Source organism: Embleya sp. L77 (assembly GCF_055557415.1).
Map to the genome: position 1 here is coordinate 4603463 of NZ_CM145709.1, position 26664 is coordinate 4630126.

Consider the following 26664-nt stretch of genomic DNA (forward strand, 5'->3'; position numbering starts at 1 on the left):
GCCGATGCCTTCGCCGGGCGACCGCCGGATGCCGGATCGTCGAGGGCGGACGGCGATGTTGCGGGGCACGCCGGAGACACACGGAGGCAAGCGTGGACACGTACGTGACGGTGGTCGGCAACGCCGCGAGCGATGTCCGGGTCCAGATGACCCAGGCCGGCGTGCCCTTGGCGCGCTTTCGGATGGCCGTGTCGCCCAGGCGCTTCGACCGTGAGACGGGCACGTGGGTCTCGGGGGACGCGTCCTTCTACACGATCGTGTGCTTTCGCGGGCTGGCGGAAAACGTGACGAGTTCGATCGACAAGGGCGACCCGCTGGTGGTGACCGGACGGCTGCGGGTGCGCGAGTGGGAGCGGGAGGGGAGGTGGTGGACCGTCACCGAGATCGACGCCTCCTCGGTGGGACACGACCTGGCCCGGGGGGTCGCGGAGTTCCGCCGGGTGGGTCGGCCGGCGCGCCTGTCCGTCGTGGCGGGCGACGGGGTGGCCGGGCCGATGGCCGAACAGGGCGCCCTCGCGATCGGGGCCGACATCGGATCCGTCGGCGAAGAGGAGGCCGCATGAATTGCGCGAACGGCCGATCGCGTGTTCGCGAAAGCCATTCATTGGCGATACCGGCGATAATTCAAGTCGATTTCTGGGACGAATCTGAAACAGAATTGTGACGACGCCGACGGCGGTACGATGCGTCCCAATCGGGCCAATAGCCGCATGTCGCTCAACCGTCGGGATGGAGGGTCGTAAAGAGTCGGATCTTGGAGGTGAATAGCGCCCGAGTCAAGGCATTGATCACCGTAGGACCGATTCGCGCAGATTTGCACCTTGACAAATCAATAGTGAATGAGATCGCCATGATCGGCGCTTATGCGGCTTGCCGCGCCCCATAGGCGGCTATATCCGTCGAAGACATGTCGACTTCGCGATATCCGAAAAGACATCCTCGACGTGGATCTTCTCCCGAGGTAAAGAACGTGAAACAAATGACTACCCCGGGTCGCGAGAGGTGGCCCGGCTGCTCATACCATTCAACGGTTCTTTACTCGCGCCCCGCTCGGGGGAACCATGCGCCGCGCGAGTCGGCTTACATTTTTCGAGGGGACCACCACATGTTCCGTACACCGGGACGGACGGCCACCCGCTTGTCGGCCATGGTCATTGCCGGCGGCTTGGCGGCGGCCGGCGTGATCGGTTTCGCGGGTGCGGCCAGTGCGGAAGGCGCCAAGGGCGTCTACAAGGGCGGCGATGTCGGTGCCAACATCTACCTGAAGGGCAAGGCGGATTCGCAGCGCGCCTCGATCCTGAAGCTCGAGGTCGACGGCAAGATCCTGCGCACCTACTGCATCGACTTCCACACCCTGGTGCACGACGAGGCGAAGTACGACGAGTCGGGCTGGAAGGAGACCTCCTTCGGCACGAAGGCCGACAAGGCCAAGGTCAAGTGGGTTCTGCTGAACTCCTTCCCGACCGTGGACCTGGCGGGCGTGCGCAAGGCGGTCGGCACGGCGGAGCTGACCGAGGGCGAGGCCGCCGCCGCCACGCAGGCCGCCATCTGGCACTTCACCGACGGCCAGAACCTGGACGACGGCAAAGACAAGGACGGCAAAGACAAGAACGACGGCGATGTCGTCAAGCTCTACAAGTACCTGGTCGGCGACGCCAACAAGGGCGACGTCACCGAGCCCCCCGTCTCGCTCTCGGTGACCCCGGGCGAGAAGGCCGGCAAGATCAACGACAAGCCCGGCATCGGCCCGTTCGAGGTCAAGACCAACGCCGAGGGCAAGTCGATCAACGCCAAGCTGCTCGCCGGCGACACCGACGCCAAGGCCACCCTGGTGGACGCCGACGGCAAGCCGGTCGCCAAGGTCGGCAACGGCGACAAGCTCTACGTGGACGCCTCCAAGGCCACCAAGGCGGGCAGCCAGTCCCTCGAGGTCTCCGGCGAGTCGACCGTGCAGGCGGGTCGGGTCTTCCAGGGCGTCAACAAGGACGGGTCGACCAGCCAGCTGCTGATCGTCGCGGACAAGCAGAAGGTGCAGACCTCCGACAAGGCGATCGCCAAGTGGGGCAACCCCGGCAAGGGCCCGCTCCCGGAGATCAACGCCACCAAGGACTGCGTCGACGGCGGCGTGAAGGTCACCGTCAAGAACAGCGGCGACGAGTCGTACAAGTTCAAGCTCGACGGCAAGGAAACCACCGTCCAGCCCGGCAAGTCGGTCGACCAGGTCGTCAAGGTCGCCGAGGACCAGGCGTACAAGATCACCATCCTGGGCCCCGACGGCAAGACCGCCAAGGAGTTCACCGGCACGCTCGACTGCAAGACCGCCGGTGCCACCGAAGGTGTGACGGGTGGTACCTCGGGTGGCAGCACCGGTGGGACGCCGGCTCCGGTGAACCCGAAGGGTCCGGACCTGGCCGCGACCGGTAGCGACGGCAGCAACACCCCCGCGATCCTGGGCGGCGCCGGTGCGCTCCTCCTCGCGGGTGGCGGTCTGGTGTTCTACATGCGCCGCCGCAACAACGGCTCGAACGGCGCCGCTGCCTGATAGAGGCACCACCGCTCGAACCACGCTGACAGCCGGGCCCCGGCGCACCCCACGTGCGCCGGGGCCCGACGTCACCCCCACCCCAAAGCCCGCACCACACCCGTGGGCCCGAATAGCGCCACCCCAGGCCCGCACCACCCACTCCAGGCCCGAATCGCGCCACTCCAGGCCCAAAACTCGGCCATCTCCAGCCCGTCCGGCGTTTGAGGACAAGCGGGCCGCAGGCCGTCGAGCCGACACAGGTCATCACGCGCCGGCCGGCCACCTTGCAAGCAGGCCAATCCGCCGGCCCCCACAGGGCACCTTGCAAGCAGGCCAATCCCGCGCCCTCCGGGCACCCATGCACGGGCACTGCTCGGCAGACCATAGGCTTGGACGCATGGCTGAGTACATCTACACCATGCGCAAGGCGCGTAAAGCGCACGGCGACAAGGTGATCCTCGACGACGTGACGCTCAGCTTCCTGCCGGGAGCCAAGATCGGCGTCGTCGGCCCGAACGGCGCGGGTAAGTCGACCGTTCTGAAGATCATGGCCGGGCTGGAGCAGCCGTCCAACGGCGACGCTTTTCTGTCCCCCGGCTACACCGTCGGCATCCTGCTCCAGGAACCTCCGCTGGACGAGTCCAAGACCGTCCTGGAGAACGTCGAGGACGGCGTCAAGGAGATCAAGGGCAAGCTGGACCGGTTCAACGCCATCGCCGAGGAGATGGCGACCAACTACACCGACGAGCTGATGGCCGAGATGGGCGAGCTGCAGGACCAGCTCGACCACGCCAACGCCTGGGAGCTCGACTCACAGCTCGAACAGGCCATGGACGCGCTGGGCTGCCCGCCCGGCGACTGGCCCATCGTGAACCTCTCCGGTGGCGAGAAGCGTCGCGTGGCGCTGTGCAAGCTGCTCCTGGAGGCGCCCGACCTGCTCCTCCTGGACGAGCCGACCAACCACCTCGACGCGGAGAGCGTGCAGTGGCTGGAGCAGCACCTGGAGAAGTACGCCGGCACCGTCGTCGCGGTCACTCACGACCGGTACTTCCTGAACAACGTCGCCCAGTGGATCTGTGAGGTCGACCGCGGTCGGCTGCACCCCTACGAGGGCAACTACTCCACCTACCTGGACACCAAGGCCACCCGCCTGAAGGTCGAAGGGCAGAAGGACGCCAAGCGGCAGAAGCGCCTCAAGGACGAGCTCGAATGGGTCCGCTCCAACGCGAAGGGCCGCCAGGTCAAGAGCAAGGCGCGACTGGCCCGCTACGAGGAGATGGCCGCCGAGGCGGACAAGATGCGGAAGCTGGACTTCGAGGAGATCCAGATCCCGCCGGGTCCGCGCCTGGGCAACGTCGTGGTCGAGGTGGACCACCTCACCAAGGGCTTCGACGAGAAGCTGCTGATCGACGACCTGTCCTTCACGCTGCCGCGCAACGGCATCGTCGGCATCATCGGTCCCAACGGCGCGGGCAAGACCACGCTGTTCAAGATGCTGATCGACGCCGAGACGCCGGACGCGGGCAACATCAAGGTCGGCGAGACGGTCAAGGTCTCCTACGTCGACCAGTCGCGTGGCGGCCTGGACCCGAAGAAGAACCTGTGGGAGGTCGTCTCCGACGGCCTGGACTACATCAAGGTCGGCAACGTCGAGGTGCCGTCGCGGGCCTACGTCAGCGCGTTCGGGTTCAAGGGCCCGGACCAGCAGAAGCCGACCGGCGTGCTGTCCGGCGGTGAGCGCAACCGGCTCAACCTGGCGTTGACGCTCAAGCAGGGCGGCAACCTGCTGCTGCTCGACGAACCGACCAACGACCTCGACGTCGAGACCCTGTCCAGCCTGGAGAACGCGCTCCTGGAGTTCCCGGGCTGCGCCGTGGTCGTCTCGCACGACCGCTGGTTCCTGGACCGGGTGACCACGCACATCCTCGCCTACGAGGGCGAGTCGAAGTGGTTCTGGTTCGAGGGCAACTTCGAGTCGTACGAGAAGAACAAGGTCGAGCGCCTGGGCGCGGACGCGGCCCGGCCGCACCGGGCGACGTACAAGAAGCTCAAGCGCAACTGACCGACCCGGTCGGCACGGCGTGACCGGTGGCCTGTCGTATGCCCGCATACGGCAGGCCACCGGCATCACCCGGCGGCACGCGGTCGCATCGACGGGGAAGACCGACGGGGAACAGAGAAGAGGACTGGGCACGTGGCCAGGCACATCTACCAGGCGACGCTTCGGTGGTCCGACATGGACGCCTACCGGCACATCAACAATGTGCAGTACCTCCGTTACCTGGAGGAGGCGCGCGTGGACATGATGTTCACCCTCGGGCAGCGCGAGGGGGCCAAGACGCTCTCCGAGGGCGTGGTGATCGCCCGGCACGAGATCGACTACAAGCGACCGCTGGTCTGGCGCGCCGAGCCGGTGCGGGTGGAGACCTGGGTGACCCGGATCGGTGCCGCCCGATTCACGCTGGCCTACGAGATCAAGGACGACGAGCAGGTGTACGCGACGGCGCTGTCCGTGCTGGTGCCGTATTCGCTCGACGAGCAGCGTCCCCGGCGGCTGAACGAGGACGAGCGGGCCTACCTGGAGCGCTTCGTCGAGCCGCAGGACGAGCCGGCGGGGCGGCCGGTCCGGCCATGACCGTGCTGCGACTCGCCGATGCGGCCGCCGCCGCGGACCTGGGCGGCTACCTGACCCGACTGCTGCGCTACGACCGTCGCGCGGTGGTGCGGATGCGCGCCGAGGGGTCGGTGCTCGGTACGTTCGGCCACCCGCCGTTCGGGGAGGCCGCGTCGGGGGTGATCACGCTGCGGGCCAGTGGGTTGGCCGTGCCCGCGACCGCGGACGTGACCGTGTCCGCCGGGCAGCTCCTGGACGCGATCGCGGACGACGCGAGCGTGACCCTGCCGGCGTCGGTGACCGGTCCGGGCTGGGCCGGCATGTTGCCGCCGCGCACCGGCTGGGAACGGGTCGCCGAGCTGGGCGTGCTCGACCTCGGCCGGGAAGTGGCCGCCGGCGTCGCCGAGTTCCGCTCCCGGACCGAACCCGGCATGCCGCGCGCGGAGTTCGACCGGATCGCCGCCGAGATCTGGACCCGACCGCTGCCGGGCCGACTCCCGCTGCGGGCCGCACACGCCGCCCAATCCTTCGGCTTCCTCGGCCCGCCGGATCCCGAGGGCCGAGCCGAGGTGCTGACCGCCGGGGCCTGGCTGCGCCTCGAAGCCCGCTACGGCTCGGTCTCGGTCCGTCGCCCCGATGCCCCCGGCCTGCTCTTCACCCGCTGAGCCGATCCCCGCTCGACCACCACACGGTCGTATCCGACGGCACGACGAGTCGATCGCCGGCGACTGTATTCGACCGATCCACCCGATCCACCCGGTCCACCCGATCCAGCGGACCCGAGGCCGGCAGCAGCCTGCCCGAGGGCACCGGGATCGGCACCGGGCCGTCGGTCGGGTCCACGACGCATGCGCACCGCGGCTCACGGGTGAACCCGAGCACGCCGGCCGGCAGCCCGCCGACCCAAGTCGGCCGCGGTGACGCCGAGTTCGCTCCCGCCTCCGGCGGATCGCGGATGTGGCCGCCGCCGCGTCAGTCGAGTCGGTTCACCATCGACTGCGCCGCGTAGACCAGGTAGTCCCACAGGGTGTTCTCCTGCTCGGCGGGCAACGCGATGTCGTCGACCGCCGCGCGCATGTGCCGCAGCCAGGCGTCCCGGGCCTCCTCGGTCACCGCGAACGGCGCGTGCCGCATCCGCAGCCGAGGGTGTCCGCGCTGATCGCTGTAGGTGCGCGGCCCGCCCCAGTACTGCACCAGGAACATCCGCAGGCGGTCCTCGGCCCCGGCGAGGTCCTCCTCCGGATACATCGGGCGCAGCAGAGGATCCTCGCGCACGCCCTGGTAGAAGCGGTGCACGAGCTTGACGAACGTCTCCTCGCCGCCCACGGCTTCGTAGAGACTCGGTTCCGGCTCTCGCATCTGGGTCACCGTCCCATCCTCCCAGATGGCCCGTCGACCCGGGGATGCTCGGCCCGATCGTTCGAGTCGGGCCGCCGGCCGAGCGAGCGGCTCAGCCCGATTGCTCCGCGGCTCGGGTGATGCCCCGGCGCATGCCGCCGAAGACGATGCCGTGGAAGGGGAACACGGCCCACCAGTACGCGTGCCCGAGCAGCCCTCGCGGGTGGAACAGCGCCCGTTGGCGGTAGTACGTCCTGCCGTGCGCGGACGAGACGGTGAACTCCAGCCAGGCCAGGCCCGGCAGCCGCATTTCCGCGCGCAGCCGGAGCAGCTCGCCGGGCACCACCTCCTCGACCCGCCAGAAGTCGAGCGAGTCGCCGACCCGCAGGCGGTGCGGGTCCCGGCGGCCGCGGCGCAGTCCGACGCCGCCCATGATCCGGTCCAGCGCGCCGCGTACCGACCAGGCCAGCGGCCACGAGTGCCAGCCGTTGTCGCCGCCGATGCCCTCGATCACCCGCCACACCTGCGCCGGGGTCGCGGCCGGCTGCGCCTCGCGGACGTCCTCGTACAGCGAGCCGCCGGACCAGTCCGGGTCGGTGGGCAGCGGGTCGCTGGGGGCGCCGGGCAGGGAGGCCGAGGACCAGCGGGTGGCCACATCCGTCTCCCGGATGCGCTTGAGGGCCAATTCGAGCGCGCGGTCGAAGCCGGTCAGGCCCTCCGGCGGGTCCGGGATCCAGCGGGCGATGTCGTGCTCGTGGCAGACCACCTCGCTGCGCAGCGACTCCACCAGCGGTCGGGCCAGGCCGCCGGGCACCGGGGTGATCAGGCCCACCCAGTGGCTGGACAACGACGGCGTGAGCATCGGTACCGGCAGCACTCGGCGCCGGCGCAGGCCCGCCACCGCCGCGTAGCGCTGCATCATCCGCTCGTAGGTGAGCACGTCGGGTCCACCGATGTCGAAGGCGCGGTCGACCTCCGGGGGCAGCGCGACGCAGCCCACCAGGTAGTGCAGCACGTCCCGGACCGCGATCGGCTGGATTCGCGAGGTGACCCAGCGGGGCGTGACCATCACCGGCAGCCGCTCGGTCAGGTAGCGCAACATCTCGAAGGAGGCCGACCCCGAGCCGATGATCACCGCGGCACGCAGCACGGCGGTGGGCACCGCACTGGCGAGCAGGATCTCGCCGACCTCGGCGCGCGAGCGCAGGTGTGGGGAGGAGTCGCGCGCGGTGGAGCCCGCGGCCGGGCCCAGACCGCCCAGGTAGACCAGCCGGCCGACGCCCGCGTCCGCGGCCGCGGCGGCGAAGGTGCGTGCGGTCTCGCGGTCGGTGTCGGCGAAGCGCGGGCCGCTGCCGAGTGCGTGGATCAGGTAGTAGGCGACGTCCACGCCGTCGAGGGCGCGGCGGACCTCGCCCGAGTCGAGCGCGTCGGCGCGGACGATCTCGACGCGGTCCGCCCACGGGTGGTCGCGCAGCTTGTTCGGAGTCCGGGCCATGCAGCGCACGCGATAGCCGGCCGCGAGCAGTTCGGGTACGAGCCGGCCGCCGAGGTAGCCGGTGGCACCGGTGACCAGACACAGGGGAGAGTCCACCCGACCCAGTGTCGGCGACACCCGGGACGGATCCGGTGCGGGCGCGCCCGGCGATGACCCGTTCGGTCCCGACTCAGACGCCCGGTGCCCCGGGGGCCTGCGGTGTCGGCGGGGTCGGCGGCGGGTTCACCGGGACCGGTGCGGGCTCGGCCGGAGCCGGCGCGGGCCCCTCGTCGCCGGCCGGCCCGGTCGCGCTCGCGATCGGCTCGCTGATCCGGATGCCCGCGTCGTCGAACGCCCGCTTGAGTCGACCGCGCAACTCGCGCGCCACCGGCAGCTCCTGACCCGGCATGGTCTTGATCTGCACCTGGAGGACCACCGCGTCCGGGGTCACCGATTCCATCCCGACCACGGTCGCCGAACCCCACATGCGCTCGTTCCACGGCTCGATCTCGGCCAGCGCCTCGGCGGTCGAGGCGATCACCGCGCGCACCTTGTCCAGGTCCTCGTGGTAGCCGACCTGGACGTCCACCTTGGCGGTGCCCCAGCCCTGGCTCCTGTTGCCGATCCGCTTGATCTCGCCGTTGCGGATGTACCAGACGGTGCCGTCCACGTCACGCAGCTTGGTGATCCGCAGGCCCACCTCGACCACCGTGCCGGTCGCGGCACCCGCGTCGACCAGGTCGCCCACGCCGTACTGGTCCTCCAGGATCATGAACATCCCGGACAGGAAGTCGGTGACCAGGTTGCGTGCGCCGAAGCCCAGCGCGATGCCGGCGATACCCGCGCTGGCCAGCAGCGGGGCGAGATTGACCTTGAACTCGCCGAGCACCATCAGTCCGGCGATGCCCAGGATCACGAACGAGGCGGTGCTGCGCAGCACCGAACCGACCGTCTCGGCGCGCTGACGGCGCCGTTCGGCGTTCAGCAGGAAGCCGGTCACCGGCCGCCCGCTGCTGTCCGTGCCGCTGTTGGCCATCCGGCCGACCAACTGCGTGATCAGCTTCCGGGTCACCGCCCGCAGGATGAGCGCGACCAGGATGATCACGAGGATCCGGATCGGCGTCACCACGAGGGCCTCGCCGTGTCGGTCGAACCAGGACGACACCTTGCCGTCGCCCTTGGCGACGTCGAACGACAGCAGGATTCCGGGGACGGGCGCGGACACGTACGAGACCTTTCGGACGACGAGCGGAGGAGCCTCCCCCTGCGGCGGGGGATCGGTTCCCCACAGTAGTCACGAGTGCGGTGGGCCTCGTGCGATACCTCTGGTTCGTACCTTCTGTCGCTGATCACCGCTATGTCACCGATCCCCACCTTCGTCGTGGCCGCCGTCCTCGCCGTCCTCGCCTTCGAGCGCGTCGAGGTGCGGCGTGGCCAGGTCCAGCCCGGTGCGGTCGGCCAGGAAGGACAGGGTGTCCACGGTGAGTTCGACGGTGCGCGACACCGAGCGGGCCGCGTGGCCGACCTCGGCCTCGGCACGCAGCAGCACCGGGCGCCCGCTCGAAGTCGCGTCCTGTAGGGCCGCGCACATCTTGCGCGCGTGCAGCGGGTCCACCCGGCTGTCCCCGTCGAACACGGTGAACAGCACCGCCGGGTAGGCCACCCCCGCCCGCACGTGGTGATACGGCGAGTAGCCCAGCAGCCAGTCCAGTTCCTCGGCCACCTCGGCGCTGCCGTACTCGTCGGACCACAACCGGCCCAGCCCGAACCGCTCGTAGCGGACCATGTCCAGGAGCGGCATCGAGCAGGCCACCGCCGCGTACAGCTCGGGCCGCTGGGTCAGCGCGGCGCCCACGAGCAGCCCGCCGTTGGAGCCGCCGGACGCGGCCAGCCGCTCGGGCGTGCTCCAGCCCCGGGCGGTCAGGTGCTCCGCGGCGGCGTGGAAATCCTCGAACACGCGTTGCTTGTGCCCGCGCATGCCCGCTCGATGCCACTCCTCGCCCTCTTCCGAACCGCCGCGCAGGTTCGCGATCGCGTACACGCCGCCGGCCTCCACCCACGCGAGCACGCCCGCCGAGTAGGCGGGGCCGAGCGCGATGCCGAAGCCGCCGTAGCCGTACAACACGGCGGGCCTGGGCCGGTCCGGTTCGGCGGTCGGCGCGATCACGAACATCCGGACCGTGGTGCCGTCCGCCGAGCGGTAGGACTCCTGGCGCACGTGCACGCGCGGCAGCCGTGCGGTGCCGGGTGCGTCGGCCCAGGTCTCGATCGCGCCGGTGCGCGCGTCGTAGCGCAGCACCGCCGACGGCGCGGTGTAGTCCGACCAGCCGAACCACGCCTCGTGCCCGCCCTCGGGGTGCTCGGCCAGACCGCCGATCGAACCGGGCGAGCCGCCGGGCGTCGCCGGCCGGGCCAGCACCTCCCCGGTGGCCAGGTCGCACGCGGTCAGCTCGCCCACCGCGTGCCGGGTCCGGGTGAGCAGCAGCGTCGGCCGCGGCGCGTGCGGGCCGTCCAGGATCGCGTAGCCGGTGAGTACCGCGTCCGGCTCCTCGGGCACCAGGTCGCGCCAGCCCTCGGGCCCCGGCGCCGCCGGGTCGGCCACGCACAGCCGTCCGCGTGGCGCGTCCAGGTCGGTGAACACGTACAGCCGCCCGTCCCGGCCCACCCGCACGCCGGTGAGCGCATCCAGGCCCACCGCCACCGGGCGCAACCGCGGCCGGTCCGGCGCACTCGCGCGCAGGTCGGCCAGCCACAGGTCGTTGCGCGGCGCGGTGCCCGCGGACGCGGACACGGTGAGCCAGTGGCCGTCCCGGCTGACTCCGACGCCGAAGTAGGTGGCCGGTTCGCTGCCCGCGCCGAACACCTCGACGTCCGTCGCCGGGTCGGTGCCGACCCGATGCAGATACACCCGGCGGTGGTGTTGTTCCTCGCCCGCGGGCACCGCCTCCGGCGGCAGCCGGCGCACCAGGTAGAACGCGTCGCCGCCGGGCAACCAGGCGATCGAGGTGTCGCGCACCCGCTCGATCGGGCCCTCGACGCGCTCGCCGGTGCGCACGTCCAGCACGTACAGGCGCGATTCCTCGTCGCCACCGGTGGAAAGCAGGTAGGCGAGCCGATCGCCCTCGTCCGAGGGGATCCACTGATCCAGCGTGGTGGTGCCGCTCGGGTCGATCGCGACCGGATCCACCAGTGCGCGCTCGGCCCCGTCCGGCTCGACCACGAACAACACCGCGTGCTCACGACCGGGGTCGCGGCGAATCAGGAAGTGCCGGTCACCGCGCCAGCAGGGCAGCCCGGTCAGGCCGGTGGCGAGCAGATCGGCCAGTCGCGCGCGCAGCCGATCGCGTCCGGCCAGATGGTCCACATGGGCGTGGAACCACTCGTCCTGCGCGGCGGACCAGGCCCGGGTGGCCGGCGCGTCCGGGTCCTCCAGGGCCCGATAGGGGTCCGGCACGGGGCGGCCGAAGAGCACGTCGACCGTGTCGCCACGGGCGGCGGCGGGGGCGCGCGGGGTCTCGTGGGGGGCGTGTTCCGCGGGCTGCACAGAGCGCGTCATGGGCGCACCCTAGACGCCCGAGCCCATCGGTGCGCACCGTCACCGGTCGACCACGCGGGGCCACTCGTGCAGGTGAACGCTCTGTGACCTTGTCGATTCCTGGTAGCGCAGGGGGTATCCCGGCATGGACACTGGAGGCCGATCGTCCCCGGCGCGAGCCACGCGCTGTCGGCGTCACAGGGAGGCATACGTGCCGCATTCGCTGGTCCTCAACGCGTCGTACGAGCCCCTGTGCGTGGTGCCCGTTCGCCGCGCACTGATCCTCGTGCTGAACGACAAGGCAATGTGCCTGGAAGAAACAGGCACCATCCTGCACAGCGCCACCACCGAGATTCCCGTACCCAGTGTGATCAGACTGACCCGTTTCGTCCGTATCCCCTTTCGGGGCCAAGTGCCGCTCACCCGTCGTGCGCTGTTCGCTCGCGACGGAGGGCGTTGTGTCTACTGCGGAAGCGCCGCCACCAGCGTCGACCACGTCGTCCCGCGCAGCCGGGGTGGGCAGCACACGTGGGACAACGTGGTCTCGGCGTGTCGTCGCTGCAATCACGTCAAGAGCGACCGGTACATCGCCGAGCTGGGCTGGCGAATGCCGCGCACCCCATCCCAACCCACCGGCCTGGCGTGGCGGATCCTGGGCACCGGGTTCCGCGATCCACGCTGGGAGCCATACCTGGCGCCGTACGGTGCGCAGGAGGCGGGCTTCGACCATTTCGAGCAGGTCGCGAGCGCCTAGAAGGCGGCGGATTCCTCCGGGGAGCCCGTCGCCGTTTTTGTTTCGGCGGGTTCTCCGGAGCAGCGGTCCGGAACCCGACACACCTGCTCGCGTGTCGGTCGGACACGCCGACACCGGGACCGTTCGGGTGCGATGCTCGCGGGCATGGAGGAACCACGCGTATCGCAGTTGTCTCCCGAATTGGTCCGGCTCGCCTCCGCGTTCGGAGTGGCCACGGAGTATCGGGGGTGGCGCGGCGAGCCCGTGCATGCCGCCCCGGCGACGGTGACGGCGGTGCTCGGGGCACTCGGCGTGGACGCGTCGACACCCGAGGCCGCCCGGGCCGCGCTCGCCGCGCACGAGGAACTGCGCCGGACCCGGCTGTTGCCGCCGGTGCTGGTGCTGCGCTCGGGCCGGGCGTCCGGCTTCACCGTCAACGTGCCGGCCGGCCATCGGGTCGAGTTGTGGATCGAGTTGGAGGACGGCGGGATCCGCCGCGACCTCGGCCCGGGACCCGACCTCGGGCCGCTCGGCGACCCGGTCGGCGCACACCGGATTCCCGCCGATCTGCCGCTGGGCTGGCACACCCTGCACGCCCGCTGCTCGCCCGAACCCGAGGAATCGCTGGGCTCGGGCGGGGTGCCGGGCGCGACCGGCGAGGGCACCCGCGCGTCGTGCCCGGTCGCGATCACCCCGGCGGTGCTGCCCACGCCCGCGGAGCGCACGTGGGGGTACATGGTGCAGTTGTATTCGCTGCCCTCACGCCGTTCGTGGGGGATCGGCGACCTGGCCGACCTGGCCGACCTGGCGGTGTGGTCGGCGCGTACCCAGGGCGCCGGCTTCGTGCTGGTCAACCCGCTGCATGCGGCCTCGCCGGTGCCGCCGGTGGAGGCGTCGCCGTATCTGCCGGTCAGCCGGCGCTTTCCGGACCCGATGTACGTCCGGGTCGAGGCCATCCCGGAGTTCGCCTACCTGACCCCGGTCGAGCGGGCGGTCGCCGAGGAGCTTCGGGCCGCGGCGGGGGACGGGCACGACGGCGCCGAGCACCTGGATCGGGACGCGGTGCGGGTGGCCAAACGGCAGGCGCTCGCGCTGGTCCACAAGGTGCCGCGCAGCCTGGGCCGGGACGCGGACTACCGCGCCTTCGTCGCGCACGAGGGCCGGTGGCTGACCGACTTCGCCACGTGGTGTGCGCTGGTCGAGGAGTACGGCCCGTCCTGGCGGAACTGGCCCGCGCAACTGCACGACCCGGACTCGGCCGAGGTCGCCGCCGAGCGCGAACGGCTCGCAGGCGCGCTCGACTTCCACCGGTGGACCCAGTGGGTGCTGGCCGACCAGTTGCAGGCCGCGCAGGACGCGGCGACGCACGCGGGCATGCCGGTGGGCATCGTGCACGACCTCGCGGTCGGCGTGCACCCCGACGGCGCGGACGCGTGGGTGCTCGGCTCGGAGCGCGGCGGCCGGGTGCTCGCGCTCGGCGCCACGGGCGGCGCGCCGCCGGACGCGATGAACCAGATCGGACAGGACTGGAACCAGCCGCCGTGGCATCCGCTGCGGCTGGCCGAGACGGGCTACGCGCCGTACCGGGAGCTGCTGCGCGCGGTCTTTCGGCACGCCGGCGCGGTGCGGGTGGACCACGTGCTCGGGCTGTTCCGGTTCTGGTGGGTGCCCAAGGGCAACAGCCCCGCCGAAGGCGCGTACGTGCGCTACGACCACGAGGCGATGGTCGGCATCCTGGCCCTGGAGGCGCACCGGGCGGGTGCGGTGGTGATCGGCGAGGACCTGGGCACGGTGGAGCCGTGGGTGCGCGTCTACCTGGCCGAGCGCGGCATTTTGGGCACGTCGGTGTTGTGGTTCGAGCGCGACGACAAGGGCCGGCCGCTGCCGCCCGAGCAGTGGCGGGCCGGTTCGCTGGCCACGGTGACCACGCACGACCTGCCCCCCACCGCGGCCCGGCTCGCGGGTGAGCACATCGACCTGTGGGAGCGGCTGAACCTGCTGGTGCGCGACGTGGACACCGAACGGGCCGAGGACCTCGCCGATCGCGAGCAGTGGCTCGAACTGCTGCGCCGGCGCGGCTACCTGCGGCCCGGCGCGGGCGAGCGGGAGACGGTCGAGGCGCTGCACCGGCTGCTCGCCGCGACGCCGTGCCGGATGCTCGGGGTATGGCTGCCGGACGGGGTGGGCGATCGTCGCCCGCAGAACCTGCCCGGCACCTGGAACCAGTATCCGAACTGGCTGCTGCCGGTCGCCGACGCCGAGGGGCGGCACGTCTACCTGGAGGACCTGCCGGTCAATCCGCGTGCGGTGTCGCTGGCCAGGGCCTTCCGCGGTCGGTAGCGCCGAGGTCGGCGGAGGGACGCGCCGAAGCCGCCGAGCGGGTGTGGACCCGGTCGGCGGCTTCGGGGAAAGTCAGTGCTTCTTCTTGATGATGTCCGGAAGCATCACGAGACCCGCGATGATCACGAAGGCCAGGATCGGGAGGCCGACGAAGATCCCGAGGGTCTGGCCGATACCGATGCTCGGAGCCGGGTCGTCGCCGTCGTCGCGGATGTTCGCGAAGGCCGGCGCCGAGATCAGCGACATGAGCGTGACAACGGCCGACACGGCCCCGGCGCGAAGTGCATTCCTGTTCACCACGAAACCCACGCTACCGGGCCGGTGGACGAACCCACGCACCGGGTTGACCCTTCCGTGCGAACCGTCTCCCGGCCGGGGCCTCGGCACCACCGGCGGCCTCGAACACCGGCCGGTGGCTCGAATCACCGGCCGGGCCGATCGACGGCCCGGCCGGTGTCCGAGGCCGATCGGCCCGTCCGGCGTTCGGGGCCGGCCGGGCCGCGGGCCGGCCGACCCCGCGCGCTACCGCGCGTCTCGCGCCTGGGCCCGAAGCGCTCGGGCCACCCCGTCCCGGCTCTCGACCACCAGGCGCCGCAGGCCCGCCGGGTGCTCGGCGCTCGCGAGCCACGCGTCGGTGCGGTCCAGGGTGTCCTGGGTGACCTGGAGGGTCGGGTACAGGCCGATCACGATCTGCTGGGCGATCTCGTTGGTGCGGGTCGCCCAGACGTCCGCGATCGCGGCGAAGTAGCGCTCGGTGTAGGCCGCGAGCAGGTCGCGCTGGGCCGGCTGGACGAAGCCGCCGATCACCGCCGCCTGGATCGCGTTGGGCAGCGCGTCGGACTCCACCACCGACGCCCACGCCTCGTCCTTGGCCGCGGCCGTCGGCCGCGCCGCACGAGCCGCCGCCGCGTGCCGACGGCCGGCCGCGGTGGAGTCGCGCTCCAGTTCGGCTTCCACGTCGGCGTCGCCGGCCACCCCGGTCGCGGACAACCGGAGCAGCAGCGCCCAGCGCAGGTCCGCGTCCACGGCCAGGCCCTCGATCTGCTCCGAGCCGTCGAGCAGACCGCGCAGGATCGCCAGGTGGTCCGGCCGGGCCGCCACCGAGGCCAGGCAGCGCACCCAGGCCAGCTGGTGGTCGCTGCCCGGCTCGGCCGCGCGCAGGAAGCGCTCGGCCGCCACGGCCAGTTCGGCCAGCGAACGCTCGCGGTGCGCCGGGTCGCTGTACAGCTCCAGCGCGCTGGTGACCTGCCGCTGCAGCGACTGGACGATGTTGATGTCCTTCTCGCCGCCCGCGCCGGCCAGCACGAGCTTGAGGTAGTCGCTCGCCGCCATCTCCGCATCGCGCGTCATGTCCCACGCCGCGGCCCAGCACAGCGCCCGCGGCAGCGGGTCGACGAACTCGCCGATCCCGTCGGTGACGAAGGCGAGCGAGTCCTGGTCGAGTCGGATCTTGGTGTAGGTCAGGTCGTCGTCGTTGAGCAGCACCACGTCCGGCCGGGCAAGCCCGACCAGGTCCGCGACCTCGGTCCGCGCGCCGGTGATGTCCAGCTCCAGCCGGTGGGTGCGGACCAGGCCCGCGTCGGTGCGGTTGTAGAAGCCGATCGCGATCCGGTGCGAGCGCAGCGTCGGCCACGCCTCGGGGGCCTCCTGGAGCACCGCGAAGGAGGCGATCACCCCGTCCGAGGAGGTCTCGATCGCGGGCCGCAGCGTGTTCACGCCCGCGGTCTCCAGCCACTCGCGCGACCACGCCTTCAGGTCCCGGCCGGAGGTCTCCTCCAGTGCGCCGAGCAGGTCGGCCAGCCGGCTGTTGCCCCACGCGTGCTTCTTGAAGTACGCCCGCACGCCCGCGAAGAAGTTCTCGCTGCCCACGTAGGCGACCAATTGCTTGAGCACCGAGGCGCCCTTGGCGTAGGTGATGCCGTCGAAGTTGACCTCGACGTCCTCCAGGTCCCGGATGTCGGCGAAGATCGGGTGCGTGGAGGGCAGTTGGTCCTGCCGGTAGGCCCAGGTCTTCATCCGGTTGCCGAACGTGGCCCACGCGTGCGACCAGCGGGTCACCTCGGCCTGGCAGCGCACCGACGCGTAGGTGGCGAACGACTCGTTCAGCCACAGGTCGTCCCACCACTGCATGGTGACCAGGTCGCCGAACCACATGTGCGCGAGCTCGTGCAGGATGGTCTCCGCACGCGTCTCGTACGACGTGTCGGTGACCTTCGAGCGGAAGACGTAGTCCTCCAGGATCGTCACGCAGCCCGCGTTCTCCATCGCGCCCGCGTTGTACTCCGGCACGAAGAGCTGGTCGTACTTGGCGAACGGGTACGCGAAGTCGAACTGCTTCAGGAAGTAGTCGAAGCCCTGCTTGGTGACGTCGAGGATGTTGTCCGCGTCCAGGAACGGCGCGAGCGAGGACCGGCAGTACACACCGAGCGGGACGACCGTGCCGTCCGCGGCGGTGTAGCTGTCCTGCACCGCGTGGTAGTGGCCGGCCACCAGCGCGGTGATGTAGGTGGAGATCCTGGGCGTCGGCTCGAACGCCCACACCGAGGTGCCGTCGGCGCCGGCCGAGGGCTCGGGGGTGGGCGAGCAGGAGACCACGTGCCACTCGCTGGGCGCACTGACTGTGAAGGCGAACGTGGCCTTGAGGTCCGGCTGTTCGAAGTTGGCGAAGACCCGGCGTGCGTCGGCCACCTCGAACTGGGTGTAGAGGTAGGTCTTGCCGTCGACGGGGTCGACGAAGCGGTGCAGGCCCTCGCCGGTGTTCATGTACGCGCAGGACGCGACCACCCGCAGCTCGTTGTGCTCGGCGAGGTCGGTCAGCGCGATCCGGCTGTCCGCGTACACCGAGGCGACGTCGAGCGCCTTGCCGTTGAGGGTGATCTCGTGCACCTCGGGGGCGATCAGATCGACGAACGTGGTCGCGCCCGGTTCGGTACAACCGAACTTCAGCACGGTCGTGGACGGGAACGTCGCACCGGTGCCGGTCAGGTCGAGGGTGATGTCGTACGAGTCGACGGACAGGATCCGGGCCCGCTCGCGGGCTTCGTCACGCGTCAGGTTGGTTCCGGGCACGCTGCGCTCCTTGTGGGATGGGCGCCGCCGGGGAAGGGCGGCCGACGGTTTGGACCCCGCCCGCGATGGCGGCGGGGTCCGGGAGGGTGGGTCAGTTCCGCTGGTCGCGTGCGCGGGCCTGGAGCGCGCGGGCCACGTCGTCGCGGCATTCCAGGACCAGCCGGCGCAGCGCCGGCACCGGCTCGGTCGCGGCCAGCCAGTCGTCGGTGCGACGCAGCGTGTCCGCGTCGATCCGACCGGACGGGTACAGGCCGACCACGATCCGGCGGGCGATCTCGATCGAGCGGTCCCGCCACACCGGTGCGAGTGCGGCGAAGTAGCGGTCGGTGTACGGGTCGGTCAGGTCCTCCTGACCGGGTGTGGAGAAGCCCGCGATGACCGCGTTGAGCATCGCGTTGGGCAGTTCGTCGGTCTCCACCACCAGGCGCCATGCCTCGGCCTTGGCCTCGGGCGTGGGGCGCGCGGCGCGGCACTCGATCGCGTGCCGACGACCCGCCGCGGTGCCGTCGCGCTCCAGCTCGGCGGTGATGTCGGGCTCGTCGGCGGCTCCGCCCGTGCACAGCGCGCGCAACATCGCCCAGCGCAGCTCGGTGTCCACGGTCAGCCCGGCGACCTCCTGGGCACCGGTCAACAGGTCGCGCAGGAAGGCGAGTTCCTCGGCCGTGGCGGAGGCCGAGGCCAGGCAGCGGGCCCAGGCCAGCTGGTGGTCGCCGCCCGGGGCCGCGGCCCGCAGCTCGGCCAGCGAGCCGGCCGCGAGCAGTCGCAGGCCCTCGGACCGGAAGGCCGGGTCGGTGTAGCGGTCCAGGCCGGTCTTGACCTGTACCTGGAGCTTTTGCACCACGCCCACGTCGCTCTCCCGACCCGCGTGCCGCAGCACCAGGGCCAGGTACTCGCGCGCGGGCAGTTCGCCGTCCCGGGTCATGTCCCACGCCGCGCCCCAGCACAGCGCGCGGGCGAGCGAGGAGTCCAGCTCGCCGAGCGAGTCGAGCACCGCCTGCCAGGACCGCGGGTCGAAGCGCACCTTCGCGTAGGTGAGGTCGTCGTCGTTGAGCAGGATCAGCGGCGTGCGCACCCGGCCGACCAGCTCGGGCACCTCGGTGCGGGCGCCGACCACGTCCACCTCGACCCGGGCGACCCGCTCGGCGCCGTCGTACAGGCCGATCGCGATCCGGTGCGGACGCAGCGTCGGGAACGCGGGCGGGGCCTCCTGGAGCACCGCGAACGAGGTGATCACGCCGGCCGCGTCGGTCTCGATCGCCGGTCGCAGCGTGTTCACGCCGGAGGTCTCCAGCCAGTCCGCCGACCAGGACTTGAGGTCGCGGCCGGAGGCCTCCTCCAGGGCGGAGAGGAAGTCGGCGAGGGTGGTGTTGCCCCACGCGTGCTTCCTGAAGTACGACCTGGCACCCGCGAAGAACTCGTCCTCACCCACGTAGGCGACCAGTTGCTTGAGCACCGAGGCGCCCTTGGCGTAGGTGATCCCGTCGAAGTTGAGCTTGGCGTCCTCCAGGTCGTTGATCACCGCCACGATCGGGTGGGTGGTGGGCAACTGGTCCTGGCGGTACGCCCAGTCCTTGCGGCGGGCGGCGAAGCTGGTCCAGGCGTCGGTCCAGCGGGTCGCCGCGCCCTGCGAGTAGGAGCCCATGAAGTCCGCGAAGGACTCCTTCAGCCACAGGTCGTCCCACCAGCGCGGGGTGACCAGGTCGCCGAACCACATGTGCGCCATCTCGTGCAGGATCACGTTGGCGCGGTTCTCGTACGCCGAGTCGGTGACCTTGGAGCGGAAGACGAAGTCCTCGGTGAAGGTGACCGCACCCGGGTTCTCCATCGCGCCGAGGTTGTACTCGGGCACGAAGAGCTGGTCGTACTTCCCGAACGGATAGGGGAAGTCGAACCGGTCGTGGAACAGGTCCAGGCCCTGCCGGGTGACCTCGAAGATCTCCTCGTGGTCGAACGCCTCGGCCAGCGACGCGCGGCAGAACCCGCCGAGCGGGACGACCAGGCCGTCCGGGCCGGTGTAGGTGTCGAAGACCGCGTGGTAGGGACCGGCCACGACCGCCGTCAGGTAGGTGGAGATGCGCGGCGTGGGCGCGAAGTCCCAGCGCGCGACCCCTTCGCGGACCGGCACCGGCTCCGGCGTGGTCGAGTTCGACACCACGTGCCAGTCGGCCGGCGCGGTCACCGAGAACCGGAACGAGGCCTTGAGGTCGGGCTGTTCGAAGTTCGCGAAGACCCGGCGCGAGTCGGCGGGCTCGTACTGGGTGTAGAGGTAGACCCGATCGTCGACCGGGTCGACGAAGCGGTGCAGGCCCTCGCCGGTGCGGCTGTAGGCGCACGACGCGAGCACGCGCAGTTCGTTGGCTCCCTCGACCAGGTCGTCGAGCAGTACGCGGGTGCCGTCGAAGACCTGCGCGGGATCGAGCGTGCGGCCGTTGAGCACGACCTCGTGTACGTCCGGGGCGAGCAGGTCCACGAAGGTGGCCGCGCCCGCCTCGCGGCAGCCGAAACGGAGCACCGTCTCGGAGCGGAACGTCTCCGTGCTGTCGGTGGTGACATCGAGCCTGACGTCGTAGTCCTCGACGCTCAGGATCCGGGCCCGCGTGCGGGCCTCCTCGCGGGTCAGATTCCTGCCGGGCACTGGATCACTCCCTGGTTGGCTGCGGTCCGGGCGATCCTTTCACGGCGGGGGCGGCCGTGTCGGCCCGGTTGTCGGCGGGATCCCCGGCCGGATTCCCGGTCGAGCGCAGGCCGTCGGTGCCGGCACCGGCCCGGGACGGCAGGATCGACGCGATCCGCAGGAATGGCGAGGTGCGGTCGGCGGTTGCACAGCATCGACGGCCGGACCGCCGTCCGACGGCGCGACCCGGATGCAGTGCGGCCGGGCGCAGGGCATCGCGCGGCCGGGTGCAGGGCATCGTGAACAAGGCATCAGGATCGAGAGGAACTCCGCAGTGACCACCAAGGACAACGGACCCGCCCGCGACACAGCGCACTTCTGGTTCGACCCGCTGTGTCCGTGGGCGTGGATGACGTCGCGCTGGATGCTGGAGGTGGAGAAGATCCGCCCGGTGGACGTGCAGTGGCATGTGATGAGCCTGTCCGTGCTCAACAGCGGGCGGGACGACATCCCGGAGGCATACAAGGAGATGCTGGAGCGCGGCTGGGGCCCGGTGCGGGTGTGCATCGCCGCCGAGCAGCGGTTCGGCAACGAGGTGTTGCTGCCGCTCTACACCGCGCTGGGCAACCGTCGGCACCCGGGCGGCGAGGAGTTCTCCCGCGAGATGATCGAGGCAGCGCTGACCGAGGCCGGACTGCCCACCGACCTCGCGGACGCCGCCGACTCGACCGAGTACGACGAGGCGCTGATCAAGTCGCACCACGACGGCATGGACCGGGTGGGCATGGACGTCGGCACCCCGGTGATCAGCGTCAACGGTGTGTCGTTCTTCGGTCCGGTGGTGACGCCGGCGCCCAAGGGCGAGGACGCGGGCAAGCTCTGGGACGGCGTGGTGCTGGTCGCGGGCACGCCGGGCTTCTTCGAGATAAAGCGCACCCGGGACCAGGGGCCGATCTTCGACTGATCGGTTTCGACTGACCGGATGAAACCCATCGGGTCCGACTCCGAATCGACAACAAAGTAAAACAAAGCTAATTAATCTGGATAAATGACGGCTCCGGAACGCCAGAGCAGCGTGATCCACACCTCCCGTACCGGGCGGCCGGATCCACGCACGCCCAACGGCAACGCCCCCTACGGCTCCCGCATGCCGCGGTTGCGCGACCGCGCGCTCGCCTTCGGGCTGCGCGCGGTCGTGCCGCTGTGGCGGTGCGTGGGGTTGCGCACGGGAGCCGCGTCGCTGCGGCACTACCTGACCGGGCGTGGCGCGCCGCTCGTGATCGACCCGGCCCAGCCGCTGCGGGCCAAGCCGTTCCGCCGCGCGGCGCTCACCCACTTCGAGGAGTGGTGGGCGCTCGCGGCGATCCGCTGGCACGACAGCGGCGGCATCGAGAGCGTCTTCGAGACCACCACGCACTGGCACGGGGTGCAGATCCGGCGCGCGGACGACACCGACTGGTGGCTGGCCATGCGCGGCCTGCAGTACCGGATCACCGGTCGGATCGAGGTGCTGCCCGGCGGCACGCCGCTCCCCGGCTCGCCGGTGTTGCCCGACGTGCGGCTGGTGTATCGGGTCGAGGTGTACAAGGACTGGGGCTTCGACAAGGGCCAGGGCGAGTACGGGGTGTCCTTCACGCCGCTCGCGCGCCTGCACGAGGTCGGCCTGGCCCGGGAATTCCCGGTCACCGGCCGGAGCGGCGAACTGGTGTGGACCTCGAACGGGCCGCACGGCTTCGATACCTGAGGCACCCGGTGGCGGCCCCCGCGACCTGCGCGGTTGCGGTGTCGGTGGGCAAAATCGGGGCGGGCCGGCCCTGGGGATCGCACACGTGTCGACGTACCCTCGGCGGGTGCCGTGGCCGAGCACCGGTGAACGTTCCCGGCCGCGGCGCCATGTCCCAGTGGCAAGCGGCGAGGAGTTCGGCGGCATGACCAAGGCTTACGACACGATCTACATCGACGGTGCGTGGACGGCGCCCTCGTCGACCGAGACCATCGACGTCGTCGACCCCAACACCGAGCAGGTCGTGGCGACCGTGCCGCAGTGCACGCCCGCCGACGTGGACCGGGCCGTTGCCGCCGCCAAGCGCGCCTTCCCCGGGTGGGCCGCGACCGCGCCGGCCGAGCGGGCCGCGCTGCTCGCGAAGGCGCGGGACCTGCTCGCCGAGCGTTCGGCCGAGATGACCGCGGTGATCATCGAGGACATGGGCGCCCCGGCGGCCCTGGTCGAGCGGGTGCACCTGGGTCTGCCGCTGGTGGTGCTGGGCAGCTTCGTCAAGCTCGCCGCCGAGTTCGAGTGGGAGGAGACCATCGGCTCCTCGCTCGTGGTGCGCGAACCGGTCGGCGTGGTCGGGGCGATCACCCCGTGGAACTTCCCGCTGCACCAGATCACCAACAAGCTCGGCCCGGCCCTGGTCGCCGGCTGCACCGTGGTGCTCAAGGCCAGCGAGGTCGCGCCGCAGGCCGCGCACCTGTTCTTCGAGATCCTGCACGACGCGGGCTTCCCGGCGGGCGTGGTCAACCTGGTCTCCGGCACCGGCCCGGTGGTCGGCGAGGCGATCGCCGCGCATCCGGACGTGGACATGGTCTCGTTCACCGGCTCGACCCGGGCCGGCACCCGCGTGGCCGAGCTCGCGTCCGCGACGGTCAAGCGGGTCGCGCTCGAACTCGGCGGCAAGTCCGCCAATGTGATCCTGCCCGGCGCCGACCTGGAGAAGGCGGTGCGCGCGGGCATCGGCGGCGCGTATCGCAACAGCGGGCAGACGTGCAGTGCGCTGACCCGGATGCTGGTGCACCGCGACGACCTGCCGCGTGCGGTCGAGCTGGCCGAGGAGGCCGCGACGGCGATGACCGGCAAGCTCGGTCCGCTGGTGAACGCGACCCAGTTCGAGCGGGTGCGCGGCTACATCGCCAAGGGCATCGAGGAGGGCGCCACCCTGGTGACCGGCGGCGCGGACCTGCCCGAGGGCGTGCAGACCGGCTACCACGTGCGGCCCACGGTCTTCTCCGACGTGACCGGCGACATGACGATCGCGCGCGAGGAGATCTTTGGCCCGGTGTTGTCGATCCTGCCCTACGACACCGAGGAGGAGGCCGAGCGGATCGCCAACGACACCCCGTACGGCCTGTCCGGCGCGGTGTGGGGACCAAGTCAGGAGGCGGCGGTGGCGTTCGCGCGCAAGCTGCGTACCGGCCAGGTGGAGATCAACGGCGGCGCGTTCAACCCGCTTGCCCCGTTCGGCGGTTACAAGCAGTCCGGCAATGGGCGTGAGCTGGGCCGATTCGGCCTGGAGGAGTACCTGGAGGTCAAGGCGCTGCAACTGTGACGCACTGCGCCTGCTCGCGCCGACGGTGACCCGGGATCGACGCTTTCGGTGGTGTTCGACAAAGTACGGATCGGTACCTTGTCGGACACCCCCGTGATCGTTCGATGTCCGATTGGTTAAGTTCATCGGGTCCCGCAACCCAAGAGTGTGGAGTCCGCTGTGAGTACTGCCCTTCTCGACGCGCGCCGCCCCGTCCTGGCCGACCTGGTCCCGGCCCAGGTGTTCAAGGGCGCCGCCGTGCGCGACGCCGCGCTGGTCGTCGGCGCATCCGCGTTCGTCGGCCTCGCCGCCCAGATCTCCGTCCCGGTGCCCGGCTCGCCGGTCCCGGTGACCGGCCAGACCTTCGCCGTGCTGCTCGCCGGCAGCGCGCTCGGCGCGTGGCGCGGACTCGCCGCCATGGTGCTCTACCTGGGCCTGGGCGCGGCGGGCATGCCGTGGTTCGCGGAGGGCACCTCCGGCACCGGGTTCCCGACCCTGGGCTACGTGCTCGGCATGGTGCTCGCGGCGACGGTGGCCGGCTTCCTGGCCCAGCGCGGCACCGACCGCAGCCCGCTGCGCACCGCCGGCACGATGGTGCTGGGCAACGCGGTGATCTACGCGGCCGGCCTCACCTACCTCGCGCACGACCTGGGCATCTCGATGTCCACGGCGTACGAGATCGGCATGCGGAACTACCTCTTCGGCGACGCGGTCAAGATCGCCCTGGCGATGGCCCTGCTGCCCGCCGCCTGGAAGCTGGTCGGCCGGCGCGGCTGACGCTCCCGTCACCGCTCGGACCCCGTTTCCCCGCACAAGGGGGAAGCGGGGTCCGATTTCTTTGGCGAGCGGCCCCCGAGGGCGCCTAGGCTCGTCCCATGAGACCGGGGGCAACCAAGCGCATCGCCGTCAGCGGAACCGTCGTCGCGTTCCTGATCGTGGCCGGACTGGGCAACCAGTGGGTGTTCAAGGAGGCGTGGGGCGCGAGCAGCGACCGCGACGAGTGGCACATGGAGCTGCTGCGGATCCTCACCCATCCGCTGTGGATCGCGGACAAGGGCGACCTCGGCGACGAGTTCCGCTTCAGCTTCACCACGAGGGACGTCACCTCGGGCTATGTCGGCATCGCGGTGCTGTTCGTGGTGGTCGCCGCCGTGCTCGCGGCGAGCGCGCGCGGCCTGAACGAGCGCGCCGGCGGGTTCGTGGCGTTCGTCGTCGGCTGGTTCGCGCTGGTGCTCGGCGGCGCCCTGCACGCGCTGACCGTTTTCGCGATCTCCTATGACCAGGCCGGGCGCCGGCACGAGGGCTCGGGCTTCCACAGCGCGATGACCGCGATGCAGGCGGGGGCCTACTTCGGTCTGCTCACCGGATGGCTGGTGGGCCTGGCCGCGGCGGCCGGATACGCGGGGTCGCGCGGAGCGGCCGGCCCGATCGGCTACCCGCCGTCGAACATCTACGGCCAACCCGCCGGCTACGGCCAACCCACCGGCTACGGCCGGCCCGGCGCCCCGGGCAACCTCGGCTACGGCCTCCCGCCGCAGTCGCCGCACGACGCCCCCACCGCCATCCGACCGGCCGGCCCGCCGCCCTCCGCGCCGCCGCGGCCGACCGGTGCGCCGGACACGCCACCCGGTGGATACCGGCCCTGATGGGACGTTCGGGACCGCGCCTGAGAGACTGCGGCCCATGCGCGTTTACCTCGGCTCCGACCATGCCGGCTACGACCTCAAGCAGCACCTCATCACGTGGCTCGACGCCAACGGCCACGAGGCCGTCGACTGCGGCCCGGCGGTACAGGCCGACTCCTACGACTACCCCGTGTACTGCCTGCGGGCCGGCGAGCGGGTGGCCGCCGACCCGGGCAGCCTCGGCGTCGTGCTCGGCGGCTCCGGCAACGGCGAGGCGATCGCGGCGAACAAGGTCAAGGGTGTGCGCTGCGCCCTGGTGTGGAGCCAGGAGACCGCGTCGCTGGCCCGCGAGCACAACAACGCGAACGTGATCTCCATGGGTGCGCGCATGCATTCGCTCGAGGACGCCACGAAGTTCCTGGAGGTCTTCGTGAACACCCCGTACAGCGAGGCCGAGAGGCACACCCGCCGGATCAACATGCTCACCAAGTACGAGAACACCGGCGAACTGCCGACCCTGCCGTAGTCCACGCCGTACCCGCCCGCCCCCGATCGGTCCGTCCGGTCGGGGGCGTCGGCATGTCGGTGCGGGTCGGTAGCGTTGAGGTGTCACACCACCCCCACATCCCACCCGACCGTCGTCGCTGCGTTGGAGGCCGCGTGCCAGAGGGCCACACCATTCACCGTCTCGCCACCGCCCACCGGGAGCGGTTCGCCGGCCTGCCGCTGCGGTTGACCAGCCCGCAGGGACGCTTCGCGGAGAGCGCGGCACTGCTCGACGGCGAGCGGCTGGTCGCCACCGACGCACACGGGAAACACCTGTTCCTGGAGTTCTCCGGCGAGCGCTTCATCCACGTGCACCTGGGTCTGTACGGGCAGTTCTCCTTCGGCGAGGGCGAGGCACTGCCCGACCCGGTCGGCCAGGTCCGACTGCGACTGGCCGCGAAGGTGCCCGGCGGGGCGGCCTGGGCGGATCTGCGCGGGCCGACCGCGTGCCGACTCCTGGACCTGGCCGAGAAGGACGCGGTGCACGCCCGGCTGGGCCCCGACCCGCTGCGGGCGGACGCCGACCCGGCGGCGGCATGGCGCCGGATCCAGCGCAGCGCGAAGCCGATCGGCGCCCTGCTGATGGAACAGGACGTGCTCGCCGGCGTGGGCAACGTGTACCGCGCCGAGGTGCTGTTCCGGTTCGGGGTCGACCCGACATTGCCCGGCAACCGGCTCGCGCGGGCCACCTGGGATGCGATGTGGGCCGACCTGGTGCTGCTCATGCGCGAGGGCGTGCGGCTGGGTCGGATCGACACCGTGCGGCCCGAGCACACCCCCGAGGCGATGGGCCGCGAGCCGCGCAAGGACGACCACGGCGGCGAGGTCTACGTCTACCGGCGCACCGACATGCCCTGCTTGATATGTGAAACGCACATCAAGACCGTCGAGTTGGTCGGCCGGAATCTGTTCTGGTGTCCCACGTGTCAGCCGTCGGCGTAACCTCC

Annotated in this window: 21 protein-coding genes; 14 read left to right on the plus strand and 7 right to left on the minus strand. The window is 71.1% G+C overall.

Going from position 1 to position 26664, the window contains the following annotated elements:
* Positions 1 to 92 precede the first annotated feature (92 nt).
* The 5 genes from ACZOOI_RS19780 to ACZOOI_RS19800 all read left to right on the plus strand — a co-directional run bounded on the left by ACZOOI_RS19780 (position 93) and on the right by ACZOOI_RS19800 (position 5803).
* Positions 93 to 563, plus strand: coding sequence for a single-stranded DNA-binding protein (locus tag ACZOOI_RS19780; RefSeq protein WP_465277105.1), 471 nt, complete (start codon positions 93 to 95; stop codon positions 561 to 563).
* Positions 564 to 1105: 542 nt separating this feature from the next.
* A complete protein-coding gene (locus ACZOOI_RS19785) occupies positions 1106 to 2542 on the plus strand; it encodes a thioester domain-containing protein (protein WP_465277106.1) in 1437 nt (478 codons plus the stop codon).
* Positions 2543 to 2921: 379 nt separating this feature from the next.
* Positions 2922 to 4586, plus strand: coding sequence for an energy-dependent translational throttle protein EttA (gene ettA, locus ACZOOI_RS19790; RefSeq protein WP_391582941.1), 1665 nt, complete (start codon positions 2922 to 2924; stop codon positions 4584 to 4586).
* Positions 4587 to 4718: 132 nt separating this feature from the next.
* On the plus strand, positions 4719 to 5159 hold the full coding sequence (locus ACZOOI_RS19795; RefSeq protein WP_391582940.1) for an acyl-CoA thioesterase: 441 nt from the start codon (positions 4719 to 4721) through the stop codon (positions 5157 to 5159).
* The gene (locus ACZOOI_RS19800; RefSeq protein WP_465277107.1) at positions 5156 to 5803 is read left to right on the plus strand and encodes a DUF8185 domain-containing protein; all 648 of its coding nucleotides are present in this window, start codon (positions 5156 to 5158) and stop codon (positions 5801 to 5803) included. The genes ACZOOI_RS19795 and ACZOOI_RS19800 overlap by 4 nt, the downstream gene beginning before the upstream one ends.
* Before the next feature lie 307 nt (positions 5804 to 6110).
* On the opposite strand, the gene ACZOOI_RS19805 is transcribed toward ACZOOI_RS19800, so the two are convergent.
* From ACZOOI_RS19805 to ACZOOI_RS19820, 4 genes are all read right to left on the minus strand, one after another.
* The gene (locus ACZOOI_RS19805) at positions 6111 to 6497 is read right to left on the minus strand and encodes a globin (protein ID WP_391583084.1); all 387 of its coding nucleotides are present in this window, start codon (positions 6495 to 6497) and stop codon (positions 6111 to 6113) included.
* A gap of 91 nt (positions 6498 to 6588) precedes the next feature.
* On the minus strand, positions 6589 to 8067 hold the full coding sequence (locus ACZOOI_RS19810) for an SDR family oxidoreductase (protein WP_465277108.1): 1479 nt from the start codon (positions 8065 to 8067) through the stop codon (positions 6589 to 6591).
* Between the two features lie 73 nt (positions 8068 to 8140).
* A complete protein-coding gene (locus ACZOOI_RS19815; protein ID WP_465277109.1) occupies positions 8141 to 9175 on the minus strand; it encodes a mechanosensitive ion channel family protein in 1035 nt (344 codons plus the stop codon).
* A 135-nt stretch (positions 9176 to 9310) separates the two neighbouring features.
* On the minus strand, positions 9311 to 11506 hold the full coding sequence (locus ACZOOI_RS19820; RefSeq protein WP_465277110.1) for a prolyl oligopeptidase family serine peptidase: 2196 nt from the start codon (positions 11504 to 11506) through the stop codon (positions 9311 to 9313).
* Positions 11507 to 11696: 190 nt separating this feature from the next.
* Here ACZOOI_RS19820 and ACZOOI_RS19825 point away from each other — a divergent pair, with 190 nt between their 5' ends.
* Together ACZOOI_RS19825 and malQ are read left to right on the plus strand one after the other, a co-directional pair.
* Positions 11697 to 12239 (plus strand): HNH endonuclease, encoded by a 543-nt coding sequence (locus ACZOOI_RS19825; RefSeq protein ID WP_465277111.1) that lies wholly within the window; start codon positions 11697 to 11699, stop codon positions 12237 to 12239.
* A 144-nt stretch (positions 12240 to 12383) separates the two neighbouring features.
* A complete protein-coding gene (gene malQ, locus ACZOOI_RS19830) occupies positions 12384 to 14558 on the plus strand; it encodes a 4-alpha-glucanotransferase (protein WP_465277112.1) in 2175 nt (724 codons plus the stop codon).
* 72 nt (positions 14559 to 14630) lie between these two features.
* Here the strand turns inward: malQ and ACZOOI_RS19835 are convergent, their stop codons facing one another.
* From ACZOOI_RS19835 to pepN (ACZOOI_RS19845), 3 genes are all read right to left on the minus strand, one after another.
* Positions 14631 to 14858, minus strand: coding sequence for a hypothetical protein (locus tag ACZOOI_RS19835; RefSeq protein ID WP_465281339.1), 228 nt, complete (start codon positions 14856 to 14858; stop codon positions 14631 to 14633).
* 222 nt (positions 14859 to 15080) lie between these two features.
* Positions 15081 to 17627 carry an aminopeptidase N gene (gene pepN / locus ACZOOI_RS19840; RefSeq protein WP_465277113.1) on the minus strand — a complete coding sequence of 849 codons (2547 nt, stop codon included), beginning with the start codon at positions 17625 to 17627 and terminating at the stop codon, positions 15081 to 15083.
* A 91-nt stretch (positions 17628 to 17718) separates the two neighbouring features.
* Complete coding sequence (gene pepN, locus ACZOOI_RS19845; RefSeq protein WP_465277114.1) at positions 17719 to 20262, minus strand: aminopeptidase N; 2544 nt, start codon at positions 20260 to 20262, stop codon at positions 17719 to 17721.
* 313 nt (positions 20263 to 20575) lie between these two features.
* Here pepN (ACZOOI_RS19845) and ACZOOI_RS19850 point away from each other — a divergent pair, with 313 nt between their 5' ends.
* The 7 genes from ACZOOI_RS19850 to ACZOOI_RS19880 all read left to right on the plus strand — a co-directional run bounded on the left by ACZOOI_RS19850 (position 20576) and on the right by ACZOOI_RS19880 (position 26659).
* Positions 20576 to 21205, plus strand: a complete 630-nt coding sequence (locus tag ACZOOI_RS19850) for a mycothiol-dependent nitroreductase Rv2466c family protein (RefSeq protein ID WP_465277115.1) — start codon at positions 20576 to 20578, stop codon at positions 21203 to 21205.
* An 84-nt stretch (positions 21206 to 21289) separates the two neighbouring features.
* Complete coding sequence (locus ACZOOI_RS19855; RefSeq protein WP_465277116.1) at positions 21290 to 21985, plus strand: hypothetical protein; 696 nt, start codon at positions 21290 to 21292, stop codon at positions 21983 to 21985.
* 184 nt (positions 21986 to 22169) lie between these two features.
* Positions 22170 to 23567, plus strand: coding sequence for an aldehyde dehydrogenase family protein (locus ACZOOI_RS19860; protein WP_465277117.1), 1398 nt, complete (start codon positions 22170 to 22172; stop codon positions 23565 to 23567).
* Between the two features lie 159 nt (positions 23568 to 23726).
* Positions 23727 to 24323, plus strand: a complete 597-nt coding sequence (locus ACZOOI_RS19865; protein WP_465277118.1) for a biotin transporter BioY — start codon at positions 23727 to 23729, stop codon at positions 24321 to 24323.
* Positions 24324 to 24421: 98 nt separating this feature from the next.
* The gene (locus tag ACZOOI_RS19870) at positions 24422 to 25192 is read left to right on the plus strand and encodes a hypothetical protein (RefSeq protein WP_465277119.1); all 771 of its coding nucleotides are present in this window, start codon (positions 24422 to 24424) and stop codon (positions 25190 to 25192) included.
* A 37-nt stretch (positions 25193 to 25229) separates the two neighbouring features.
* Entirely contained in the window at positions 25230 to 25697 is a 468-nt protein-coding gene (locus tag ACZOOI_RS19875) for a ribose-5-phosphate isomerase (RefSeq protein WP_465277120.1), read from the plus strand.
* A 134-nt stretch (positions 25698 to 25831) separates the two neighbouring features.
* Positions 25832 to 26659, plus strand: a complete 828-nt coding sequence (locus ACZOOI_RS19880) for an Fpg/Nei family DNA glycosylase (protein ID WP_465277121.1) — start codon at positions 25832 to 25834, stop codon at positions 26657 to 26659.
* Positions 26660 to 26664 lie beyond the last annotated feature (5 nt).

Excerpts from the sequence above, each read along its gene's own strand:
- ACZOOI_RS19805 (WP_391583084.1), bottom strand. The coding sequence starts at position 6,497 with ATGCGAGAGCCGGAACCGAGTCTCTACGAAGCCGTGGGCGGCGAGGAG.
- ACZOOI_RS19800 (WP_465277107.1), top strand. The coding sequence starts at position 5,156 with ATGACCGTGCTGCGACTCGCCGATGCGGCCGCCGCCGCGGACCTGGGC.
- ACZOOI_RS19785 (WP_465277106.1), top strand. The coding sequence starts at position 1,106 with ATGTTCCGTACACCGGGACGGACGGCCACCCGCTTGTCGGCCATGGTC.
- ACZOOI_RS19820 (WP_465277110.1), bottom strand. The coding sequence starts at position 11,506 with ATGACGCGCTCTGTGCAGCCCGCGGAACACGCCCCCCACGAGACCCCG.
- ettA (WP_391582941.1), top strand. The coding sequence starts at position 2,922 with ATGGCTGAGTACATCTACACCATGCGCAAGGCGCGTAAAGCGCACGGC.
- ACZOOI_RS19855 (WP_465277116.1), top strand. The coding sequence starts at position 21,290 with ATGACGGCTCCGGAACGCCAGAGCAGCGTGATCCACACCTCCCGTACC.
- ACZOOI_RS19870 (WP_465277119.1), top strand. The coding sequence starts at position 24,422 with ATGAGACCGGGGGCAACCAAGCGCATCGCCGTCAGCGGAACCGTCGTC.
- ACZOOI_RS19875 (WP_465277120.1), top strand. The coding sequence starts at position 25,230 with ATGCGCGTTTACCTCGGCTCCGACCATGCCGGCTACGACCTCAAGCAG.
- ACZOOI_RS19860 (WP_465277117.1), top strand. The coding sequence starts at position 22,170 with ATGACCAAGGCTTACGACACGATCTACATCGACGGTGCGTGGACGGCG.
- malQ (WP_465277112.1), top strand. The coding sequence starts at position 12,384 with ATGGAGGAACCACGCGTATCGCAGTTGTCTCCCGAATTGGTCCGGCTC.